This window comes from Aureitalea sp. L0-47 (assembly GCF_026126405.1).
Lineage (GTDB): Bacteria > Bacteroidota > Bacteroidia > Flavobacteriales > Flavobacteriaceae > Pukyongia.
Map to the genome: position 1 here is coordinate 70,167 of NZ_JAFMTQ010000001.1, position 19,660 is coordinate 89,826.

General features: G+C 43.4%; 17 protein-coding genes and 1 tRNA gene. 9 read left to right on the forward strand and 9 right to left on the reverse strand.

Translation table 11 applies throughout. From position 1 onward, the window contains the following. Positions 1-15: 15 nt before the first annotated feature. Both J1N09_RS00330 and J1N09_RS00335 read right to left on the reverse strand, forming a co-directional pair. A complete protein-coding gene (locus J1N09_RS00330) occupies positions 16-1,680 on the reverse strand; it encodes a DUF6029 family protein (protein WP_265197389.1) in 1,665 nt (554 codons plus the stop codon). A gap of 31 nt (positions 1,681-1,711) precedes the next feature. Then, positions 1,712-2,197: a TlpA family protein disulfide reductase gene (locus tag J1N09_RS00335; protein WP_265197390.1), complete on the reverse strand. Its 486-nt coding sequence runs from the start codon at positions 2,195-2,197 to the stop codon at positions 1,712-1,714. Positions 2,198-2,363: 166 nt separating this feature from the next. Between J1N09_RS00335 and J1N09_RS00340 the strand changes: the two genes are divergently transcribed. Next, positions 2,364-3,428: an Omp28-related outer membrane protein gene (locus tag J1N09_RS00340; RefSeq protein ID WP_265197391.1), complete on the forward strand. Its 1,065-nt coding sequence runs from the start codon at positions 2,364-2,366 to the stop codon at positions 3,426-3,428. A 77-nt stretch (positions 3,429-3,505) separates the two neighbouring features. Here the strand turns inward: J1N09_RS00340 and J1N09_RS00345 are convergent, their stop codons facing one another. Both J1N09_RS00345 and J1N09_RS00350 read right to left on the reverse strand, forming a co-directional pair. Next, complete coding sequence (locus J1N09_RS00345; protein WP_265197392.1) at positions 3,506-3,736, reverse strand: ferredoxin; 231 nt, start codon at positions 3,734-3,736, stop codon at positions 3,506-3,508. Next, positions 3,736-4,977: a peptidase U32 family protein gene (locus J1N09_RS00350; protein WP_265197393.1), complete on the reverse strand. Its 1,242-nt coding sequence runs from the start codon at positions 4,975-4,977 to the stop codon at positions 3,736-3,738. Before J1N09_RS00350 ends, J1N09_RS00345 begins: the two co-directional genes overlap by 1 nt. Before the next feature lie 143 nt (positions 4,978-5,120). Between J1N09_RS00350 and J1N09_RS00355 the strand changes: the two genes are divergently transcribed. After that, on the forward strand, positions 5,121-5,864 hold the full coding sequence (locus J1N09_RS00355) for a DUF6503 family protein (RefSeq protein WP_265197394.1): 744 nt from the start codon (positions 5,121-5,123) through the stop codon (positions 5,862-5,864). A 48-nt stretch (positions 5,865-5,912) separates the two neighbouring features. Then, positions 5,913-5,984, forward strand: a tRNA-Arg gene (locus J1N09_RS00360). Between the two features lie 158 nt (positions 5,985-6,142). Here J1N09_RS00360 and J1N09_RS00365 read toward each other — a convergent pair. After that, positions 6,143-7,105, reverse strand: coding sequence for an NAD-dependent epimerase/dehydratase family protein (locus tag J1N09_RS00365; RefSeq protein WP_265197395.1), 963 nt, complete (start codon positions 7,103-7,105; stop codon positions 6,143-6,145). A gap of 99 nt (positions 7,106-7,204) precedes the next feature. On the opposite strand from J1N09_RS00365, the gene J1N09_RS00370 reads away from it, so the two are divergent. Continuing rightward, the gene (locus J1N09_RS00370; RefSeq protein ID WP_265197396.1) at positions 7,205-7,804 is read left to right on the forward strand and encodes a hypothetical protein; all 600 of its coding nucleotides are present in this window, start codon (positions 7,205-7,207) and stop codon (positions 7,802-7,804) included. A 74-nt stretch (positions 7,805-7,878) separates the two neighbouring features. Continuing rightward, positions 7,879-9,948, forward strand: a complete 2,070-nt coding sequence (locus J1N09_RS00375; protein WP_265197397.1) for a M13 family metallopeptidase — start codon at positions 7,879-7,881, stop codon at positions 9,946-9,948. A gap of 30 nt (positions 9,949-9,978) precedes the next feature. Here J1N09_RS00375 and J1N09_RS00380 read toward each other — a convergent pair whose 3' ends face one another. Both J1N09_RS00380 and J1N09_RS00385 read right to left on the reverse strand, forming a co-directional pair. Continuing rightward, the gene (locus J1N09_RS00380; protein ID WP_265197398.1) at positions 9,979-10,785 is read right to left on the reverse strand and encodes an SDR family oxidoreductase; all 807 of its coding nucleotides are present in this window, start codon (positions 10,783-10,785) and stop codon (positions 9,979-9,981) included. Next, complete coding sequence (locus J1N09_RS00385) at positions 10,782-13,196, reverse strand: M20/M25/M40 family metallo-hydrolase (RefSeq protein WP_265197399.1); 2,415 nt, start codon at positions 13,194-13,196, stop codon at positions 10,782-10,784. The genes J1N09_RS00380 and J1N09_RS00385 overlap by 4 nt, the downstream gene beginning before the upstream one ends. A gap of 106 nt (positions 13,197-13,302) precedes the next feature. On the opposite strand from J1N09_RS00385, the gene J1N09_RS00390 reads away from it, so the two are divergent. Further along, positions 13,303-13,767 (forward strand): CBS domain-containing protein, encoded by a 465-nt coding sequence (locus tag J1N09_RS00390; RefSeq protein ID WP_265197400.1) that lies wholly within the window; start codon positions 13,303-13,305, stop codon positions 13,765-13,767. 5 nt (positions 13,768-13,772) lie between these two features. Here J1N09_RS00390 and J1N09_RS00395 read toward each other — a convergent pair whose 3' ends face one another. Both J1N09_RS00395 and J1N09_RS00400 read right to left on the reverse strand, forming a co-directional pair. Further along, on the reverse strand, positions 13,773-14,123 hold the full coding sequence (locus J1N09_RS00395; protein WP_265197401.1) for a hypothetical protein: 351 nt from the start codon (positions 14,121-14,123) through the stop codon (positions 13,773-13,775). 4 nt (positions 14,124-14,127) lie between these two features. After that, entirely contained in the window at positions 14,128-15,057 is a 930-nt protein-coding gene (locus J1N09_RS00400) for a hypothetical protein (protein WP_265197402.1), read from the reverse strand. A 124-nt stretch (positions 15,058-15,181) separates the two neighbouring features. On the opposite strand from J1N09_RS00400, the gene ileS reads away from it, so the two are divergent. The 3 genes from ileS to J1N09_RS00415 are packed head-to-tail and all read left to right on the forward strand — an operon-like array spanning position 15,182 to position 19,660. Beyond that, on the forward strand, positions 15,182-18,583 hold the full coding sequence (gene ileS / locus J1N09_RS00405) for an isoleucine--tRNA ligase (protein WP_265197403.1): 3,402 nt from the start codon (positions 15,182-15,184) through the stop codon (positions 18,581-18,583). Between the two features lie 4 nt (positions 18,584-18,587). Further along, positions 18,588-18,971 carry a TraR/DksA family transcriptional regulator gene (locus tag J1N09_RS00410; protein WP_265197404.1) on the forward strand — a complete coding sequence of 128 codons (384 nt, stop codon included), beginning with the start codon at positions 18,588-18,590 and terminating at the stop codon, positions 18,969-18,971. 56 nt (positions 18,972-19,027) lie between these two features. Continuing rightward, positions 19,028-19,660: a hypothetical protein gene (locus J1N09_RS00415; protein ID WP_265197405.1), complete on the forward strand. Its 633-nt coding sequence runs from the start codon at positions 19,028-19,030 to the stop codon at positions 19,658-19,660.

Genomic DNA, 19,660 nt, shown 5'->3' on the forward strand with positions numbered 1-19,660 from the left:
AATGATTTTTCTACTCTAGAAGTTCACAGACAAGTTTATACTCAACCCATTGTTTGCGGGTACAAATCGGCAAACACCACCTACACAGATCAATCCTCCTCGTTGTCTTCCGTAATTTAATCCAAGGCGCGTTCTTCCTTTACTATAACTTCCTCCCACATTGTAGTAATGCAGCTCTCCTTCACCCGCATAATTAAATGCATCCGCCACGTAAACAGATAGCCTGGAGTTAAAATTGAATTCTGTCACTAAGCCTGCCCAGTCTTTTCTGTCTTGTTCTGTCCACAAGTGCTGTCCTACCAAACGAAGAGATTTACCATTATTGAACTTAATAGTTCCTTCAGCCACCACTACAGTAGCTTTAATATCGCCTTGTTGTCCTAACGGGCCACCCAGGACCACGCCTTTGTCGGTAATTACGTTTTGAAAAGTAAGTACGGAGCTAAACTTGGAACTCCAGCGGTTTTTTATTTCGAAATTCACATCGCGCCAGTAACGATCTCCGCTTCCGATGAATTCAACGTCGTAGGACAGATCTTCGTTAAAAGTAGTATCCAGACCTCCCCAATACGAGAAGTTGAAAGCAACTTTGGTTCGGTACTTACCCAGGAAACTCTCCTTCGGGAAAGTGTAATAGATATCCGTCTGTGTTCCTACTTCTCCAACGCGCTGTTCCAGGTTATCCGTTAATAGCCTGGGCTGAGGATTGTATACGTAGATGTTGGTAAGCAGGTAATCCTGTTGTTTGGTCAAACCGGGAGTATAATTGATCAATTGCTGATTGAATTGGTTCCCCTCTGCCAGTCGGTCTGAGTAAAATGAGAAGTTTTCAAGTCTTCTGAATGTGGAATTAATTCCTAATCCCTTTTGGGAGTAACCCAGGTTCACAAGCAATGCCGTACCATCATACAACCTATTGGACACCAATTCTCCTTCAGCGGCAATGGCGTCTTCATCCTTCATACCCGCTTCTACGCCTCCGAAGAAGTTCCCAACGCCAAAATCAAGCCTTGCTCCATAAGCGGCTACGTTACTGGGAATTACTTCGTTCGAGCCTCTGTCCTGGTAACGGTTTACATAGCTGGCTCCAAACCGAAGGTCTATATTTTCAAGCTCGGCCACATTGCCGATATCCAGATTGGAATCGAGAGCTGTTACAACCCCTTCTGAAACATTGAAACCATCACGTTGCTGTCCAACCAATGCAGTTACATCCCAATAATCGTAAGGCGTCCACTTAACTCGCGCCCCTCGTATAGCTGTGTTAACACCAAGTTGCCTGTCTTCCCAACTTCTTAGGAGTAATCCACTTCCGAATTGCTCATAGAAATATCCACCGGTTATATCGAGGGTTTCATTCTTGAAATTCAGGAAATAAGTTGCGACACCATTGTTTCCGTCAAAAACCGGGCTATAACCCAACAATGCCGATGGCAGGTATAGTTCGTATTGAACTCCGGCCGTAAATTTTCCGTAGGTATAGTTTAGCTGAAGATAATTATTGGCACGAAATTGATCCTCGGGCAGAAAAGTGGCACCGGGATCGAAAGTAAACAAGTCATCGTCTTGTTGCAACCATTGAGAGTTTGATTCGAAGCCACCGTAAAAGGTACCTTCCTCTTGAGCGAGTGACACCGCACTGCAAAGCAGCAATGCCACGATTAGGGTAAGTTGTTTCATGTTCTGGTTGATAGGATTTTTTGAAGTTGTCCTAGTTGGAATATTCCTGGACGTGGTCGTAAAGTTCGTTCTCTGCTCCCGGAGTATACCCTGAATGGCGGTATACGATCTCTCCGTTTTTTACCAATAGTGTGAGTGGAACAGTGGCTGCTCCTAAAGCCCGCTTAACATCATTATTGGTGTCCAGAAGAATTTCATAATCCCACCCTTTACCATTAATGAGTGGTTTTACTCTTTTTACCGTTCGGCTGTCATCTACAGAAATAGCAATGAGCTTCACGTTTGTCTCATCTTGCCAATCTTCATATACTTCGCTGATGGCATCTAACTCTTTCAAACATGGAACACACCAGGTTGCCCACAAAGAAATAATAACCGGATCGTCACTGTTAGCAACATCCTGAAGGTTTACATCCTCCTGACTCATGTTGGTTAAAGTAACATTTGGAAGTTTATCTTGAGCATAAATAAGGGTAGAAGACCCAATAAATAGTAGGATAAAGAACTTTTTAATCATGGTTTAGGATTGTTTGTTGTTGCACAATATTAATGAAAATTCACCACAAAAGCCCAATTTTTCAATTGTGACTATTATTACACCTATTGGGTCGTCGTGGTTTGATGGTCTTTAAGAAAAAATTAACTATTTTAGAAGCCCAAATAACGTGCCGAAAATTATGATTATGTTGAAATTCAAATCTCTCTCTCTTACAATCTTATGTGCAGTCGTGATTTCCCTAGCGGTTACTTCATGTAGCAAAAAGGAAGATTTCACCAATCTTGGTGTAGTTCCAGTAGCAAATTTGGAAAATGGTTTGGTCTTCAGAAAGGCCTCTCTTAAAAACCAGCAGGTTACTTTCCAGCTTTTCGACGATGATGGAAATGAAATACTTGAAGATGTTACGTACTACGTCGATGAAAACGCTCTTGATAACAATACATTCCTTTCCGACGTTGAAGGTACTTTTGAAATCTACGCAAGATTCCTTCTAAACGGAGAAGAAGTAGTTACCGAAACCGAAACCTTTGATGTTATCACACCTGTTAAAAAAGTGGTTGTAGAAGACTACACCGGAACCTGGTGTGGCTATTGTCCATCCGTAACTGCTGCTATTGAAGAAGTCCTGGCTCAGACCACTCATGTTTCTGTTGTGGCAATTCACAACGGAGACGATCTTTCATTACCTATAGAACCGGTTATTCGGGATGGTCTTGGTATTCCCGACGGATCGCCGAGGGCACGGATAGACAGAACGATAGTTTGGGGAACACCTTCTCCGGCTAATTTTCCAGTAGATGAGGTGCTTCCTTATGCAGGAATACCCTCAAATACAAGCATCGCTATTCAATCCAACATTCAGGGTGGAACTATTTTTGCCACGGTCACTGTTGCTTCTGAAGACGTCCTGGAGGGTAGAAAACTTGTGCTTTATCTAGTTGAAGATGGAATATTAAGAGACCAGACCAACTATTACAACCAGGATCCTGATAGCCCGTATTTCAATATGGGGGATCCGATAGTAAACTTCGAGCACAATCATACGCTTCGAGGGAATCTTTCCGATGTACTGGGAGATGCAATTCCTGATACCCCTGCACTTACCGATTATGTTGCAGATTTTTCGTTTTCAATGGATCCTGAATTCGTAGCCGAAAATCTGCACCTTGTCGCCATGGTGGTGGATTCAGACAACCTGGCTATCAATTCTCAAAATGCTTTGGTAGGCGAGGAAAAGCCTTTTGAATAATATAGGCTCAATTGTAGATTCTTTCAGAAAGTAAGTCATGAAACTTTATTCTTCTCTGTCGAAAACACAATGAAGAACTAGATGAGTTTTGCGGTTATTATTTTTACAGGGCAGGCTTTTGAAGCTTCAACACAACCATCATAGATGGTGTTATCCACTGATTTCAAAGTGTGAAATCCCTTTTTTTCAGTAGCATGTAGTAGGACGGACTTTCCATCCTTCTTGGACATTTGAAATTGACCGGGTGCCAATTCCACGCAGTAGTTGCAACCGATACATTTATTGCGATGCAGCGTAATTACAACCATTAACCGGGAACTATCTTGTACAATTTATCAGAAGGCCTTATCCTGAATTTCGTTGGAATGGTGCAGGAATCACCTTTCTTGGCAATACTCAAAGGTTCATCATTAACTAGCATTTCAGTTAGCTCAAACTCTTCAACTCCGGTCGTTGGCCCGGTAATTAGAATCGTATCCCCAATTCGGATATCGTATGCTTCAATTAGGAATTCACCAATGCTGGGTTTAGGGAAGAAATGAACTCCTTTGCCCACATATACCTTCTTCTGGGTTGCTTTGGAACCTGAGACATTACTCCATTCCCCCAATTTCTGACCTAAATAATAACCGCTCCAGAATCCCCTGTTGTATACTTTTTCCAACTCGGTCATCCAATGACTCACTCGTTCAGGTGTATAGGTTCCTTCATCGATTGCATCGATCGCCTCACGGTAGGTTTTAATAACTTTTGCCACATATTCCGGAGCCCGTCCCCGTCCTTCAATTTTTAATACTTTCGCGCCGGTATTAATAACCTGGTCCAGAAAATCAAGAGTGCATAAGTCCTTGGGAGACATGATATATTCATTATCCAACTCGAGCTCGACACCGGTCTCCTGATCGATCACACTATATTTTTTTCGGCAATTTTGCTTGCAGGCACCTCTATTGGCAGACGAATTATAAGTGTGCAAACTCATATAACACTTGCCTGAAACTGCCATGCAAAGAGCTCCATGTCCAAAGATCTCGACTTCGATTAAATTACCGGATGGGCCTTTTATCTGGTCCTTCTCGATCTGTTCACATATCTTCTTTATCTGTCGCAAACTTAGTTCCCTGCTTAGAACTACCGTATCCGCGAATAAAGCGTAGAATTTAACCGCTTCGATATTGGTAATATTTACCTGGGTAGATATATGAACTTCCATCCCGATCTCTCGAGCATAAGCAATCACCGCCTGATCCATAGCTATTACTGCGGTAATACCAGCAGACTTTGCTGCACTCAACAGGGTTTTGATCACAGAAAGGTCATGATCGTAAATAATAGTATTCAGTGTCAGGTAGGTGCGTATCCCTTTCGCGCTGCAACGTTTTACGATCTCCGGGAGGTCTTCGATAGTAAAATTTATACTCGCCCGGGCTCTCATATTTAACTGTTCTACACCGAAATAGACAGAATCTGCACTATTGTCAATAGCAGCCTGTAAGGATTCAAAATTTCCGGCCGGCGCCATCAATTCTATTTTACCCGATTTTGTCATAGTTCTACACTTTCTGAATGATGTGGTAAAAATACAGCATTAATTTACATCTCAGTAGGTAAGCTTGAAGACAACTCATGGACTTAATAGTTATTTGAAATATTGTCCTGTTATTTACAACTAATCGGTTAAATTTGATTGTTATGAGAGGATTTATCCCATTAATCTCCGGCTTATTGTTCTTGATGATCTTAACAGCTTGTATCAGCGATGAGAAGATCAATGCCGATACCCTGTTGGAAAAGGCGATGGGTTCTCATGGATCAGAGAATATTTATGGCAAAGAAATAAATTTCGACTTCAGGGATTGGAGCTATGTCCTTGATCGTGACAGCGCCTCCTACACCTATACCAGGATAAAGGATTCTATAGAAGATAAGCTTCACAGCAAAAGAGGATTCTCCAGGTCTGTGAACGGTGAAAAAGTAAAATTGGCCGATTCCATGGTGACCAAATACAGCAATTCCCTGAATTCCGTACTATACTTTTTCCAGCTTCCCCTGGTATTGGAAGATGCAGCGGTTCAGAAGGAATACCTGGGTACACTATCAATTAAGGAACAAAAATATCATACGCTAAAAGTAACTTTTCGCCAGGAAGGAGGAGGGGTGGATTTCGAGGATGAGTTTCGATATTGGATCAATGCTGAAACCTATGAAATAGACTACCTGGCCTACTCTTACCTTACCGATGGCGGCGGAGTGCGCTTTCGCGAAGCCTTCAGAAAAGAACGTCTCGAAGATATATTGTTCCAGGATTACCGGAACTTCAAGCCTAAGGAGAAAGATATTCCATTGGATAGCCTCCCGGACCTCTTCGTGCAAGGTAATCTCCAATTGCTTTCTACCATAGAGAACATGAATATAAGTGTAGAAACGGGGAAGTAATCACTTCCGGATATTAGATAAATCCTGTATTTTTGTGATCCTTTTACCGGCCCCGTAGTTCAATGGATAGAATAGAAGTTTCCTAAACTTTAGATGCAAGTTCGATTCTTGCCGGGGCTACAAAGTAGCACCGCAATTGTGCTTAGCACAAGAATGCGGAGCATTTGAATCGATGTTTACCCTGAGCGTTAGTCGAAGGGATTCTTGCCGGGGCTACAAAGACCTCTTCCCGCGTGAGCGGGATTTTTTGTTTGACCCAAGAATGGAATTCATACTTTCTATTCCGAAGTACGTCGTAGCGAACCCTGAAGATTCTCCAGCATCACCTCGGTCATCTCATCCAAATCGTAAGTGTGGGCCCATCCCCAATCTTTCCTGGCTTCAGAATCGTCCATGCTGTTCGGCCATGAATCGGCAATGTCCTGCCTGAAATCCGGCTGGTAGACGATCTCAAACTCTGGAATATGCTTTTTTATAGAAGCCGCAATATCTTCAGGACCAAAACTTATAGCCGCAAGATTGTATCCACTACGTATCTTTACTTCTTCCGATTTAGCCTCCATAATACCAATAGTGGCATTGATGGCATCGTCCATGAACATCATAGGTAAAACTGTTCCCTTGTCCAGGAAGGAAATATATTTTTTATGCTTGATAGCCTTGTGATAGATCTCAACGGCATAGTCTGTTGTTCCTCCACCGGGTGCCGTTTTGTAACTGATCAATCCGGGGTAACGCAGACTGCGAACATCTACTCCGTATTTCTTATGATAGTACTCACACCATCTTTCCCCAGTGAGTTTACTAATACCGTATACCGTGGAAGGTTCGGTGATAGTGTTTTGGTGTGTATTGATCTTTGGAGTGCTCGGTCCGAAAACGGCAATACTCGATGGCCAGAAGATCTTCTCGATCTTTCCTTCTTTGGCAAGATTCAAGACATTGAACAGCGAGGTCATATTCAGGTTCCATGCTTTCATAGGGAATTTTTCCGCAGTAGCGGAAAGCATGGCAGCCATGAGGTAAACCTCAGAGATCTCGTAGTTGATCACGATATCTTCAATAGCGCTATAGTCCATTGCGTCCAGCACTTCAAAAGGGCCACTTTCCATAAGCTCCTGGTTTCCCTCCCGGATATCGCTTGCAATCACTTTATGAGGCGCATAGATCTTTCGTAACCGTTCCGTAAGCTCCGAACCAATCTGACCGCTTGCTCCTATTATCAAAATCCGTTTTTTCATGAAATCCGTTATAGCTTATGTAAATATAATCATATTCCTTACTAAATCTTTTAACTCTCAGTCACATTTTTTTGATGGAGTACTTTATCTTTGTCCTTAATGAATAAAGGGATTCAAGGAATTTTAGTTGCGATGTTGTTTGGGTTGTTCCTGTGTGTTTCCTGTGAAGATTCGGCAGCGGATCCCGACGCAGAAATTGTTTCGGAACAAGAACTCTCCAATACCTTCGGTGATACTTCCGTACCATTACCAAAGCTAACGTCAGGTGCCGAGAACATCCTCTCTAATTGGCCCGTATTTGAGGATCTGAGAAATGAGCTTCGCACCATGAAAGGCACAACGATTTCAGAAATTAAAGTGAAAACCGAACGACTCGAGCTCTACGCGGATTCCCTTATGAAGACCATTCCGGATACCTTATCCACTAAAGCCATTCGTTCCAGGTTGCTTATTGTAAACACCCGTGTAAACATGCTCGGCCAGGAAGTACGAAAATCTCGTCTGGATTCCACCATAATCGAGGAATGCATGTTCGAGTTGAATAATGCAGGAATAAATTTTATCAACCAGATCGAGGCAAAACTTCAGAAAGATCAGATCAACCAGGAGCGGAGAGAGGATGAAGAGAAAGAATTGGAGAAACAGCAGCGTTTTCTGGATTCAGTATACCAGGCAGAACTCGAAGATCAGCAAAATTAAGTGTAACAAATCGGAAATTTTAATACATATAGCACAGGCGTTCACGCCTGTAATCACTAAAAACATATCAAAAAATGAAAACCGACTATTTCAAACTACTTTTCTCTGCGGCTGTGATGGCACTTGTTGTTGTGGCGTGTGCAGAAAAGGATGGTAAGATGGCAATGGAGGATGATGGCCCGCACGGCCTTATCCTTGCCAACATGGACACTACTGTAAGTCCGAAAAATGACTTTTATAATTACGTGAACGGCACCTGGATGAAGAATACTGAGATTCCCGACGATCAGGTGCGTTGGGGAGGCTTTATGGTACTTCGGAAAAGCACAGATAAGGACGTATTGGAGATCCTGGCGAACGCTAAGGGAAATGATAAATACACTCCCGATACCGATCAGGCCAAAGCAATGATGATCTTCGAATCTCAACTGGATACAATGGCCAGAAACGAGCGCGGCATCGAACCACTTCAACCAATCCTGGATAAGATCGCTGCGGTTTCTTCCGTAGAAGAATATCAGAAGCTCATGACACAGGAAGCCGTAACGGTTTCACAGCCATTCTTTGGCTTTGCAGCCTTTTCTAATCCTAGCAATAGTTCGATGAATTCAGGATACATCATTCCCGGAGGATTGGGATTGCCGGATCGCGATTATTATACTAATTCGGATGAGGCGTCAAAAACCATTCGTAAACAGTACCAAGATCATATCACTCGTATGCTTCAGTTTCTTGGAGATTCTGAAGAAGATGCGAAGGCACAGGCCGAGACCATTCTAGCCTTCGAAACACGCCTGGCCGAGCCAAGGCTGGATAAAGTAGCACGCAGGGATTTCAGAAATTTCAACAATCCGAGATCCATGGGAGAACTTCAGGAGATGGTCCCACAGATCCAATGGAATCAAGCATTAAAAGACCTTGGAGTTACTAAAGAAGTAGATACGGTTCTTGTAATGCAACCTGCTTACATGGAAGTTATGAGACAGATCATGGAAGAAGGAGATATAGAAACCTGGAAAACCGTTACCCGATGGGCTACACTCAATAGCGCCGCCGGATATCTAACAACCGAGATCGACAAAGCAAACTGGGACTTCTATTCCAAGACACTTCGCGGAGCGAAGAAACAACGCCCGGCAGACGAGCGTGCCTTGGCCACTGTGAACGGAACGGTTGGTGAAGCATTGGGTAAATTGTATGTAGACGAAAAATTCCCGCCTGAGGCAAAGGAGAAAGCAGAACTTATGATCGCCAATGTGATCGCTGCGTATAAAGACAGAATTCGTGCCCTGGACTGGATGAGTGACAGCACAAAGACCAAAGCGATTCAGAAATTGGACAAATTTACGGTGAAGATAGGTTATCCCGATAAGTGGAAGGATTATTCAACAATGAATGTAAATCCTGAAAACGGATACTTCGAAAATATGATCGCAGTTGGTGAATGGCAGTTGAAGGACAACCTCGATCGAGTAAACGAGCCTGTGGATCGCACAGAATGGGGGATGTCACCGCAAACGGTAAATGCCTATTTCCAGCCGTTCAATAACGAAATCGTGTTCCCGGCGGCAATACTTCAGCCACCATTTTACGATTATAAAGCGGATGAAGCTGTGAATTACGGTGGGATTGGAGCGGTTATCGGACATGAGATCTCTCACGCTTTCGATGATAGTGGTTCGAGATTCGATGGTGATGGAAACCTTGTGAACTGGTGGACAGAAAATGACCTCGCTGAATTCACAAAACGCGGAGCTGAACTTGCAGAGCAGTACGACAATATTGAAGTACTGGATAGTGTATTCATTAACGGTAAATTCACCCTGGGTGAAAATATCGGAGACCTGGGAGGAATCCTTGGTGCATACGATGGATTACAACGCTTCTATGCTGAAAACGGAAGACCTGAAAACATAGACGGGTTTACACCTGAGCAGCGCTTCTTCATGAGTTGGGCTACTGTTTGGAGAACCAAGCAAACAGAAAAGTACACTCAGGAACAGATTAAAACGGATCCACACTCTCCGGGGAGATACCGTGCTACACAACCATTAATGAACGTTGATGCGTTCTTTGAAGCTTTCGATATAAATGAAGGTGATGATATGTGGCTGGCACCGGAAGACCGGGTGCGTATCTGGTAAGAATATCAAGGAGCCTTCGGGCTCCTTTTTTCATAAGTTGTGTTTGAATTTATAGCTAAGCACACCTCCCAGGTTGATGGAATCTACCTGCTTAAATGTTTCTTCTGAATTAGTATCTGAATATTCGGGCGGTGTCAGGCCAAGTTTGACCGCAACGCTTCGATAGTATTCCCGTTTCTTCGGATGAGAGGGCATTACCGCGTTGAAGATATGCCCGAACGCTTCCTGCTTAATGATCTCGGCGAGAATCCCAACACAATCCAACCTATGGATTAAATTAACAGGGGCATTCCCGTTGATTAGGTCTTTTCTGCCGGCCAGATAGCGTACAGGTTGACGACTACCCCCGAAAAGTCCCCCGAATCGTATAATAGTGGCCTCAATCTTTTCCGAAGTAAAAAATAATTGTTCTACCTGGAATAATTGCTTTCCAGCCTGGGTTTCCGGTTTTGGAATGTCTTTCTCAGTTACCTTGCCTTGTGCATCACCGTATACCGATGTGCTGCTTACCAGGATTACTTTTTTTACTTCTGAAGCTTCAATCGCCGAGAGTAAGTAGGACATTTTCAGGACAAAATCGGAACCCGAACGCCTCCTCAGTCCCGGAGGAACCATGATCACTAAATAGTCTGAATTTTCCAACAGTAGATCGATGGGTCCGTTAATTCCGGATTCAGTGAGCACCATTGTGATGGTGTGATAGCCGCTCCTGCGCAAAGCTGCAGCCTTATTCTCGCTGGTGACAGAACCCTTAATGGTATATCCTAACATTTTGAGGTGACCGGCCAGGGCCAACCCCAACCAACCCATACCTGCTATGGCGATTGTTTTACTCATTCGCTATCTAATAGATCTTCAACCGTGTACTCCTGGTTGCGTGCTTTTTCTTGTGCTAGTTCGTCAATGCTAATGGTTCTTCGAACCAAAATTGCATCGGTATTCACAAATGGTTTTGGCATCATATGAGCAGGACGTTTGTTAATAGTAAACTGTGGATGGCTCAAAAGGTCGAACGAATACTCCATCACCGTGAATTCATAATCCCGAATTTCTGGGGTGGTATAGGTTATATTCAGGGAATCACCTTTGGAAAGATAATACCGTATCAGACGTTTATTTATAACATTGGCATGGACATTCCCCAATGAATCTCTGCTGGCTTCATTGCCGTTGAAGCTTAACCTGGAATAAGTGTTTGTGGTGTCTGCGTAGACGAATAATTCGGTTGCTTCGCGTTTAGGGAGAATTGTGAACGACACCGTCCTACCATTATCACTAATGGAATCTTCTTCTAAACGAACCTCAAAAGGCTGGAGCTGTTTTTGCGGAGCTTTTGCAGCAAAACGATAGGACGTATTGTATTTACTTCCCGCAGCGGGGGTGATATACTTTGAAGCTGCCTCCGGCTCATCACCCAGATAACCTTTGGTCCAATCGTCCAGGATCCTGTCGTAGGTAACCCAATACGATTCCTCAGAATCACCATCCTGGTAGTAGATAAGGCTGTTTGGCTTTTTACGATCTTCGGTGAAATCACTGCGGTTGTGTGCCTGTATAAAATAAACCAGTCCAATTCCGAGGCAAAGGAAAGAAAGTAATCGCTTCATGCGAAAGCGGTCCATGATAGAAAATACAAGCCCGAAAATTAGCACGGTGAATACACAGCTAATAAAGACACTACTCATGCCCAGCCCAACAGGGAAAAACTGTACCAACGGAGCGAAGAGGAATAAAGCAGGTGCCGCTAAAATCGCCAGCAACAATAGATTAGGACGCTCCTGTCGTATTAACACCCATAACGATATCAGTCCGAAGAATACCGGTATGATAAAATACCCGGCTCCTTGTATCACTACATAAACCAACACATTGATGAGTATCCAGATTGTGAGTGGTGCCACATACATTCCGGCTGTACTTCGACCTTGTCCCATTCTTCTGAAAACACTTATCGTGATCCCCAGTGAGATCAGGAAGAAAAAAGCAATGTAACTATGGCCATTATAGGTGAATCCATGTTGTATTTCGTTATACTGAGGGTAAATTGAGAGCAAGAGTTTCCATCCGAAGAAACCTAGCAAACCACAAATTATCAGCGATGTAAAAAGGGCAATAAACCCACGTCCAACCACAGCACCGGTTAAGACACCTTCTTTAAAACCATAAAAGATCAGTGCCAGGTAAAGCAGTACTAGCAAAATTAGCATGGGCAGGATCCAACTAAAGGGATAATGGATCATTTTAAATAAAGGCACATTTACATAGACATGATCTTCTTCTGCTTTTAGGTTTTCCAGATCTGCATCGGCAAAGTAATGGAGAAGCGGCAGAAGATAACTTCCCTGGTGCTGCAAAGTATTCTCGTCCAGGTTCTCAATATTGTCTCCAGCCGTGTGGTAGTCGAAGTGATCATCGATAAAGGCAAAGAAAAAGCTATCTATATCACCATCTTCGCGGAAAATGGTAGAGTCGGTATCATTTGGCAGCATCTTATAAATGCTATACATAAGAGAAGATGCTACTGGATATTCGGGCTTGGCTTCCACAAAAGCTTTAACCAGCTTTTCATTACCCCCGTTGGTTTCCAGTATCATATTGCTGGGGCCACCGCTTCCACGTGCTTCAAAATTAAGCACAAGAGCAGAGTCTTTAGACCATGGGTGTTCATTCACATATAGTTTGGCACCGTCAAGACCAATCTCCTCTGCATCTGTAAATAGCACGATAATGTCGTTTTTAGGTTGTTTGCCACTAACCTGATAGGCCCGAAGGGATTCGAGTATGGTAACAATACCGCTTCCGGCATCGCTGGCACCAAAGGATGGTACCTTGGCACTGTCGTAATGGGATAAAAGCACTAAAGCTTTACCGTTTCCACTTCCTTTTATACGCGCCATTATGTTTACGGGCTGGTCCATGTGGTAACCAGCAGGGTAGCGTTTAATCACTTCACCCTCTTTTACACTTCCCATGTGTGGTGTGAGTACATATCCTTTTTGGGTTTCCACCTCTAACCCCATTTTTCTTAATTCTGAAACAAGAAATTCTCGCACCCTGGTATGTTCTTCATTTGCATGGAAATGTGGTGCTTTGGTGATCTCTTTTAAGGTGGTCATAGCCCTTTGGGTTGAGAACTCCGTGTCCGGGCTGTCTGCTGGCGTTCCTTCCGAAGGCATAAGGGAAGAAAAGCTATAGAAGGTGAACCAGATTATGAGCAGGAAGGATACTAATGCGGAGAGTTGTTTCATACTGTGGGATTGTCGTTTTAAAGTTACAATTTTTACCGTAAGAAAATATGGTTGTCGTAATTAGCTGGATTTTAGTATATTTAAAAGAAACAAATACCTGACAATCATGAGTATCAAAAGTTACATTGGAAAGAGAGCGAAGCCCCGCAAAGGATCTACGGAGAATATCAAGGTATCTGATTACATGACGACAAACCTAATCACCTTTCGTCCGAACCAGTCGGTTTTGGAGGTGATGAATACTTTAATCCGAAAGCGAATATCGGGTGGTCCGGTGGTAAATGATAAGAATGAATTGGTTGGGATCATTTCGGAGGGAGACTGTATGAAACAGATCAGTAACAGCCGATACTACAATCAGCCACTACAGGATTTTAAGGTAGAGCAACACATGAATACGAGTGTCGATACCATCGACGGAAATATGAATGTCTTCGATGCCGCCGATAAATTCCTCACATCCAAACACCGTCGTTTTCCAATTGTGGAAAATGGAAAACTGGTCGGGCAGATCAGCCAGAAGGATGTACTAAAAGCAGCCCTTCGGCTTAAAGGCAATACCTGGAAATAGGAACCTCAGGAATCTTTTTTTACTAGGAGAAACCAGTCGTTGTCCAATGGCAGGTACCCCTGGTCGTACACATATTTGTACACAGACCCCGCTTGCGTTATATATTCACTTGTAAAATACGTGAAGTTAAAACCGTGCTTGGCAAGAGTTTCCTTTCTTACTTTGGTTTTGTCTTTTGAATTGAGTGCTTCGAGGATTCGGTAGTTCTTTCTCAGTCGATTGTTGATGTTGCGAACGAGATTCTTACTGTCCTTATTCAGGGCGTTGTTATAGGCATTTCGGCAGGCATCGCTGCAGAATTTCTTATCGGAGCGGCCTATGATCTTTTCTCCACATTCCGGGCATAAACGTTCCATTTTACTAATTGTCTTCTTGAGGGGAGTCGATTTCTGCGGTATCACCTGATAGGCGAAAACGGTAGATTGCTTCAAATTTAAGAAATAATCCTCCACTAATGTTAGGATTCAGTTGAGTTCGGTCATCCCCGAAACTGAAAGCAGATAGTCCCAGGTCAATTTTTTCTCCTTGCTGATACACCTCAAAATTGCTACTGGAATAGCCGAATTTCGCTCTGAGTAGTACACTATTCCCAAGTGTATTGAACTGAATATAACTCGCAAAATCCAGGGAGCTCAAGTCAACGTAGACATCGGGAGCTCCGGTTTCAGTGATGTTGAAGCTGCGTCCTATTCCGAAGTAATCCATCCCAAGGGTCGTTGCACCGAGGCAATAGTTAATATCACCCGAAATGGGCAATGACATATCCATTTCGAACCGGCCGTTCGGACTTAAATAATACCATCCGAAAATAGGAGTGGAGAAGAACCCAAACGCCTCTGTGGAGCCATACGCCCCAAAGCGGTAAATGAGATTGTCGGATTTTTTAAGTTTAACAACGGCGTACGCTCCAAAATAGAAATCCTCACCGGTAATATTTTGATAGTCGGAAGCGATCTTCGGAAGTAACACCACTGTGCTGCTCCATTTTTCATTGTAGGTTGTCGCCAAGCCTGCTTTTAAGGTAGTACTCAACAGACTTGTGAATTCAGCTTCCGGATACAATTGAAGGTTATTTCTACTGAAGGAACCTCCTGTGATCAATACATTTTTTTCGCTTAGGGGAACCGGAAATGTAAGGTCCGCCTCAAAGGACTTTACCTGGGTACTGTTCGGACTGTTTTCGAAATCATTGTTAAACGTCTGTCCATAACCAATCCGTAGGAGGTCGGCATAATTCTGACTATAACAAAAGAAGGGAAGGAACAGAAACAGGAATAGTGCTTTTCTCAAAGGTTGGCAGGTTGATTTGGCTAAAGATAAAACTTTTTAAAGTTTGGCTTACAACATGGTGAATCGAGTAGAATTTTATCGCAAAATTCCGTAATTTCGCGTCCTTATTGAACGGCAAAGCCTTATGAGTAAGAATTTTAAAGAATACAAAGGACTTAATCTCCCACAACTCGCGGAGGACGTACTCACATTCTGGAAAGAAGACAAGATCTTCGAAGAGAGTATTGCTATTCGTGAAGGAGCCGAACCATTTGTGTTTTTTGAAGGACCACCTTCAGCCAATGGATTACCAGGGATTCACCACGTGATGGCCCGGGCGATCAAAGATATCTTTTGCCGTTACAAAACCCAGAAAGGATACAAAGTAGACCGCAAAGCGGGATGGGATACCCATGGTTTACCAATAGAGCTTGGCGTTGAGAAAGAACTCGGGATCACCAAGGAAGATATTGGTAGCAAGATCTCTGTTGAAGAATATAATGAGGCCTGTAAGAAGGCAGTGATGCGGTATACAGATGTTTGGAACAAAGTAACCGACAGCTATGGCTACTGGGTGGATATGGACGATCCGTACATCACCTACAAGTCCAAATACATGGAAACCGTTTGGTGGATCCTCAAGCAGATCTGGGACAAAGAGCTGCTTTACAAGGGATATACCATCCAACCCTATTCACCAAAGGCAGGTACGGGACTGAGTTCCCACGAACTCAATATGCCGGGGACCTACCAGGATGTTACCGATACCACGGTAGTGGCACAATTCAAAGCGTTAGATGATACGCTTCCGGAGTTTCTGAAAGGATATGGAGAGGTTCATTTCCTGGCCTGGACGACTACACCATGGACACTCCCCAGTAACACAGCTCTTACTGTTGGACCTAAGATCGATTATGTGCTGGTGAAATCCTTTAACCAATACACCTTTGAACCGATCAATGTAGTTTTAGCGAAGAACCTGGTGGGATATCAATTCAGCGGGAAATTCGCTGAAGTTGAAAACGAGGCTGGCCTCGCCGAATACGTAGAAGGAGCCAAGAAGATCCCATATTTTATTCTGAAAGAATTTAAAGGACGCGAGCTGGAAGGTATTCGTTACGAGCAACTCTTGCCATATGCATTGCCTCACGACAACCCGGAAAATGCTTTCCGTGTGATCACAGGAGACTTCGTGACCACCGAAGATGGTACAGGTATAGTACACACTGCGCCTACGTTTGGTGCAGATGATGCCAAAGTCGCCAAGGAAGCGAGTCCTGAAGTTCCACCATTGCTTGTGGTGGACGAAAATGAAAACCTGGTTCCACTTGTAGATCTGCAGGGGAAATTCAGGCGGGAAATGGGTGAATTTGCCGGGAAGTATGTGAAAAACGAATACTACGATAATGGTGAAGCCCCTGAAAAGAGTGTAGACGTTGAGCTTGCCATTAAACTAAAGATAGAGAACAAAGCCTTTAAGGTTGAAAAATATGTACACAGTTATCCGAATTGCTGGCGTACCGACAAACCAATTTTATATTACCCGTTGGATTCCTGGTTCATCAAGGTAACCGAATTCAAGGATCGCATGTTCGAACTGAATCAGAAGATCAACTGGAAGCCTAAGGCAACCGGGGAAGGTAGATTCGGGAACTGGCTGGCAAATGCTAACGACTGGAACCTGTCGCGATCACGCTATTGGGGAATTCCGCTACCGATCTGGCGTACCGAGGATGGTAAAGAAGCCAAATGCATCGGAAGTATAGAAGAACTTGAAACGGAAATGCACAAGTCGGTGGAAGCTGGCTACATGGACAAAGTACTGTTCGAAGACTTCGAAATAGGCAACTATTCTGAAGAGAACTATGAAAAAGCCGACCTGCATAAGAATATCGTTGATGAGGTGATATTGGTATCCGATTCCGGGAAACCAATGAGACGGGAAGCCGACCTTATCGATGTTTGGTTCGACAGTGGTAGTATGCCGTATGCACAATGGCATTACCCATTCGAGAACAAAGAGAAGGTTGAATCCACCTGGCGAAAGGCCGATTTCATCGCGGAGGGAGTGGACCAGACAAGAGGTTGGTTTTATACCCTGCACGCCATTGCGACTATGATCTTCGACGATATTGCTTACAAGAACGTGGTAAGTAATGGGCTGGTTCTGGATAAGGACGGGCAGAAGATGTCGAAACGACTTGGAAATGCCGTGGATCCTTTTGACACCTTGAAGGAATTCGGACCGGACGCAACACGCTGGTACATGATCAGCAATGCGAATCCTTGGGACAACCTGAAATTCGATAGTGCCGGTATCGCGGAAGTTCGTAATAAATTCTTCGGAACGCTTTATAATACGTATAGTTTCTTTAGTCTATATGCAAACCTCGACGGTTTCGACTATGCAGAAGATGATATTCCGCTGGATAAGCGTCCTGAGATCGATCGATGGATACTTTCTGAATTACATACACTTATTACAAAAGTGGATGATGCTTACGGAGACTATGAGCCTACTAAGGCAGCAAGAGCGATAGCGATCTTTGTACAGGATTATCTAAGTAACTGGTTTGTACGTCTTAGCAGAAGGCGTTACTGGAAGGGAAGTTATGGTGAAGATAAGATATCAGCGTACCAAACCTTGTATAATTGCCTGGAGGTAGTTACAAGGCTGGCGGCACCTATTGCACCATTCTTTATGGACCGAATGTATAAGGATCTCACTTCAGGAGTGGTAAAAGAAGGAAAGAAATCTGTACACCTGAGTAACTTTCCGGTGGCAGACTCGTCTTATCTCGACAGAGAGCTTGAGCAGAAAATGCACAGGGCGCAAACAATAAGTTCACTTGTTCTTTCGTTGAGACAGCGCGAAAGGATAAAGGTGCGACAACCGCTTCAGAAGATAATGATTCCCGTATTGGAAGATTCTGAACGTCAGGCAATAGAAGCAGTATCGAATTTGATCCGTTCCGAAGTAAATGTGAAGGAGATCGAGCTTATCGACGAGGGATCTGGCATACTTGTGAAGCAAATAAAGCCGAATTTCAAGAAACTCGGTCCGCATTTCGGAAAGGATATGAAAGCCGTTGCTCAGGTGATCAACAGTTTTGGTCAGGAGGACATCGCAAAACTTGAAAAAGACGGTGAAATATCAGTGTTGGTTAATGAAAAAAGTATTACATTAACCCTTGAGGATGTTATCATCAGCTCACAGGACATCGAAGGTTGGCTGGTAGCCAGTGCCGATGGAATAACGGTTGCGCTGGATGTAACAATCACACCAAAATTGAAGAATGAAGGAATTGCCAGGGAACTGGTAAACCGTATTCAGAACCTAAGAAAAGACTCGGGATTTGAGGTTACGGACAGGGTCGAGGTCACCATTCAGAATGATGATCATTTACAGCCCGCAGTAGCTGAGAATCTTGACTATATAAAACAAGAAACCCTAACTGAGGTGTTGCAGTTTGAAAGCGAAGTAGCAAATGGAACGGAAATTGCTTTCGACGAAGTAGCAACACGATTAGAAATTAAAAAACATTAAGACGATGGCTAAGGAAGTAAAAAATCGATATAGTGATAAAGAACTGGAGGAATTCAGAAAACTTATACAAGAGAAAATAAAGAAAGCTCAGGAGCAGCTTGAATTAATTGAAAGTGCGTATAGGAACGACAGTAATAATGGTACGGATGACACCTCACCTACGTTCAAGGCCTTCGATGAAGGAAGTGAAGTGATGAGCAAAGAGACTTCGTCTCAATTGGCCATTCGTCAGGAGAAGTTCATACGCGATCTGAAGAATGCACTTATTCGTATCGAGAATAAGACCTATGGAATATGCCGTGTTACCGGTAAATTGATCAACCCGGAACGTCTTAAACTGGTTCCTCATGCTACCTTGAGTATTGAGGCCAAGAATATGCAGAAATAGGCTATAACAGCCATTTATCATAAAATTCACCCCAAAGTTTCTTTGGGGTTTTTATTTTGAAGCGATTTATTATAATACTACTTATCCTGGGTGTTTTCTCCTCGTTAACGGCCCAGAAAACCATCGAAAAACAATGGGATGGTTTTGATATCGATACGCTTCTTATCAAATCCGATGCTGCTTTTACTATCAATGTACTTTCAGTGCCCGATAAAAGCATCAACCTGTGGGCCAGGGTTGAGGGAGAATACCACGAGTCTGTCGTGATCAATTCGGTGAGCAAAGAAAGGTCATTAACTCTATCAACAGGTTTCAGTCCCTTCTTTACTAAGGACAATGATAAACTTGCGGCGCATAAGGTACTTTCTATAGAGATGACGTTTCGGGTTCCCGAAAAAACGGCGGTTTTGATTCAATCCAGCAGTGCGTTGGTGAGGACTGAAGGAAAGATAAAGTACCTGGAGACAGTGCTTTCAGAAGGGACAACAACCCTATCTAACTTCATTGGAGATGCGAGGTTGTATAGCCAAAAAGGCGATATTTCGGTAACTGTGGGTAATAATGTTGGGGGAAGAGGTAGTTCAAAAAATGGTTCGGTGCATACTGAAATACCCTTGCAGGGAGATTATTTTATTGAAGCGACAAGTATATACGGAGATGTATTCCTTCGGAAACAATCTGGCAATTAA

Coding starts and splice junctions, on each gene's coding strand:
- J1N09_RS00330 (WP_265197389.1), bottom strand. CDS start 1,680: ATGAAACAACTTACCCTAATCGTGGCATTGCTGCTTTGCAGTGCGGTG.
- J1N09_RS00335 (WP_265197390.1), bottom strand. CDS start 2,197: ATGATTAAAAAGTTCTTTATCCTACTATTTATTGGGTCTTCTACCCTT.
- J1N09_RS00340 (WP_265197391.1), top strand. CDS start 2,364: ATGTTGAAATTCAAATCTCTCTCTCTTACAATCTTATGTGCAGTCGTG.
- J1N09_RS00345 (WP_265197392.1), bottom strand. CDS start 3,736: ATGGTTGTAATTACGCTGCATCGCAATAAATGTATCGGTTGCAACTAC.
- J1N09_RS00350 (WP_265197393.1), bottom strand. CDS start 4,977: ATGACAAAATCGGGTAAAATAGAATTGATGGCGCCGGCCGGAAATTTT.
- J1N09_RS00355 (WP_265197394.1), top strand. CDS start 5,121: ATGAGAGGATTTATCCCATTAATCTCCGGCTTATTGTTCTTGATGATC.
- J1N09_RS00365 (WP_265197395.1), bottom strand. CDS start 7,105: ATGAAAAAACGGATTTTGATAATAGGAGCAAGCGGTCAGATTGGTTCG.
- J1N09_RS00370 (WP_265197396.1), top strand. CDS start 7,205: ATGAATAAAGGGATTCAAGGAATTTTAGTTGCGATGTTGTTTGGGTTG.
- J1N09_RS00375 (WP_265197397.1), top strand. CDS start 7,879: ATGAAAACCGACTATTTCAAACTACTTTTCTCTGCGGCTGTGATGGCA.
- J1N09_RS00380 (WP_265197398.1), bottom strand. CDS start 10,785: ATGAGTAAAACAATCGCCATAGCAGGTATGGGTTGGTTGGGGTTGGCC.
- J1N09_RS00385 (WP_265197399.1), bottom strand. CDS start 13,196: ATGAAACAACTCTCCGCATTAGTATCCTTCCTGCTCATAATCTGGTTC.
- J1N09_RS00390 (WP_265197400.1), top strand. CDS start 13,303: ATGAGTATCAAAAGTTACATTGGAAAGAGAGCGAAGCCCCGCAAAGGA.
- J1N09_RS00395 (WP_265197401.1), bottom strand. CDS start 14,123: ATGGAACGTTTATGCCCGGAATGTGGAGAAAAGATCATAGGCCGCTCC.
- ileS (WP_265197403.1), top strand. CDS start 15,182: ATGAGTAAGAATTTTAAAGAATACAAAGGACTTAATCTCCCACAACTC.
- J1N09_RS00410 (WP_265197404.1), top strand. CDS start 18,588: ATGGCTAAGGAAGTAAAAAATCGATATAGTGATAAAGAACTGGAGGAA.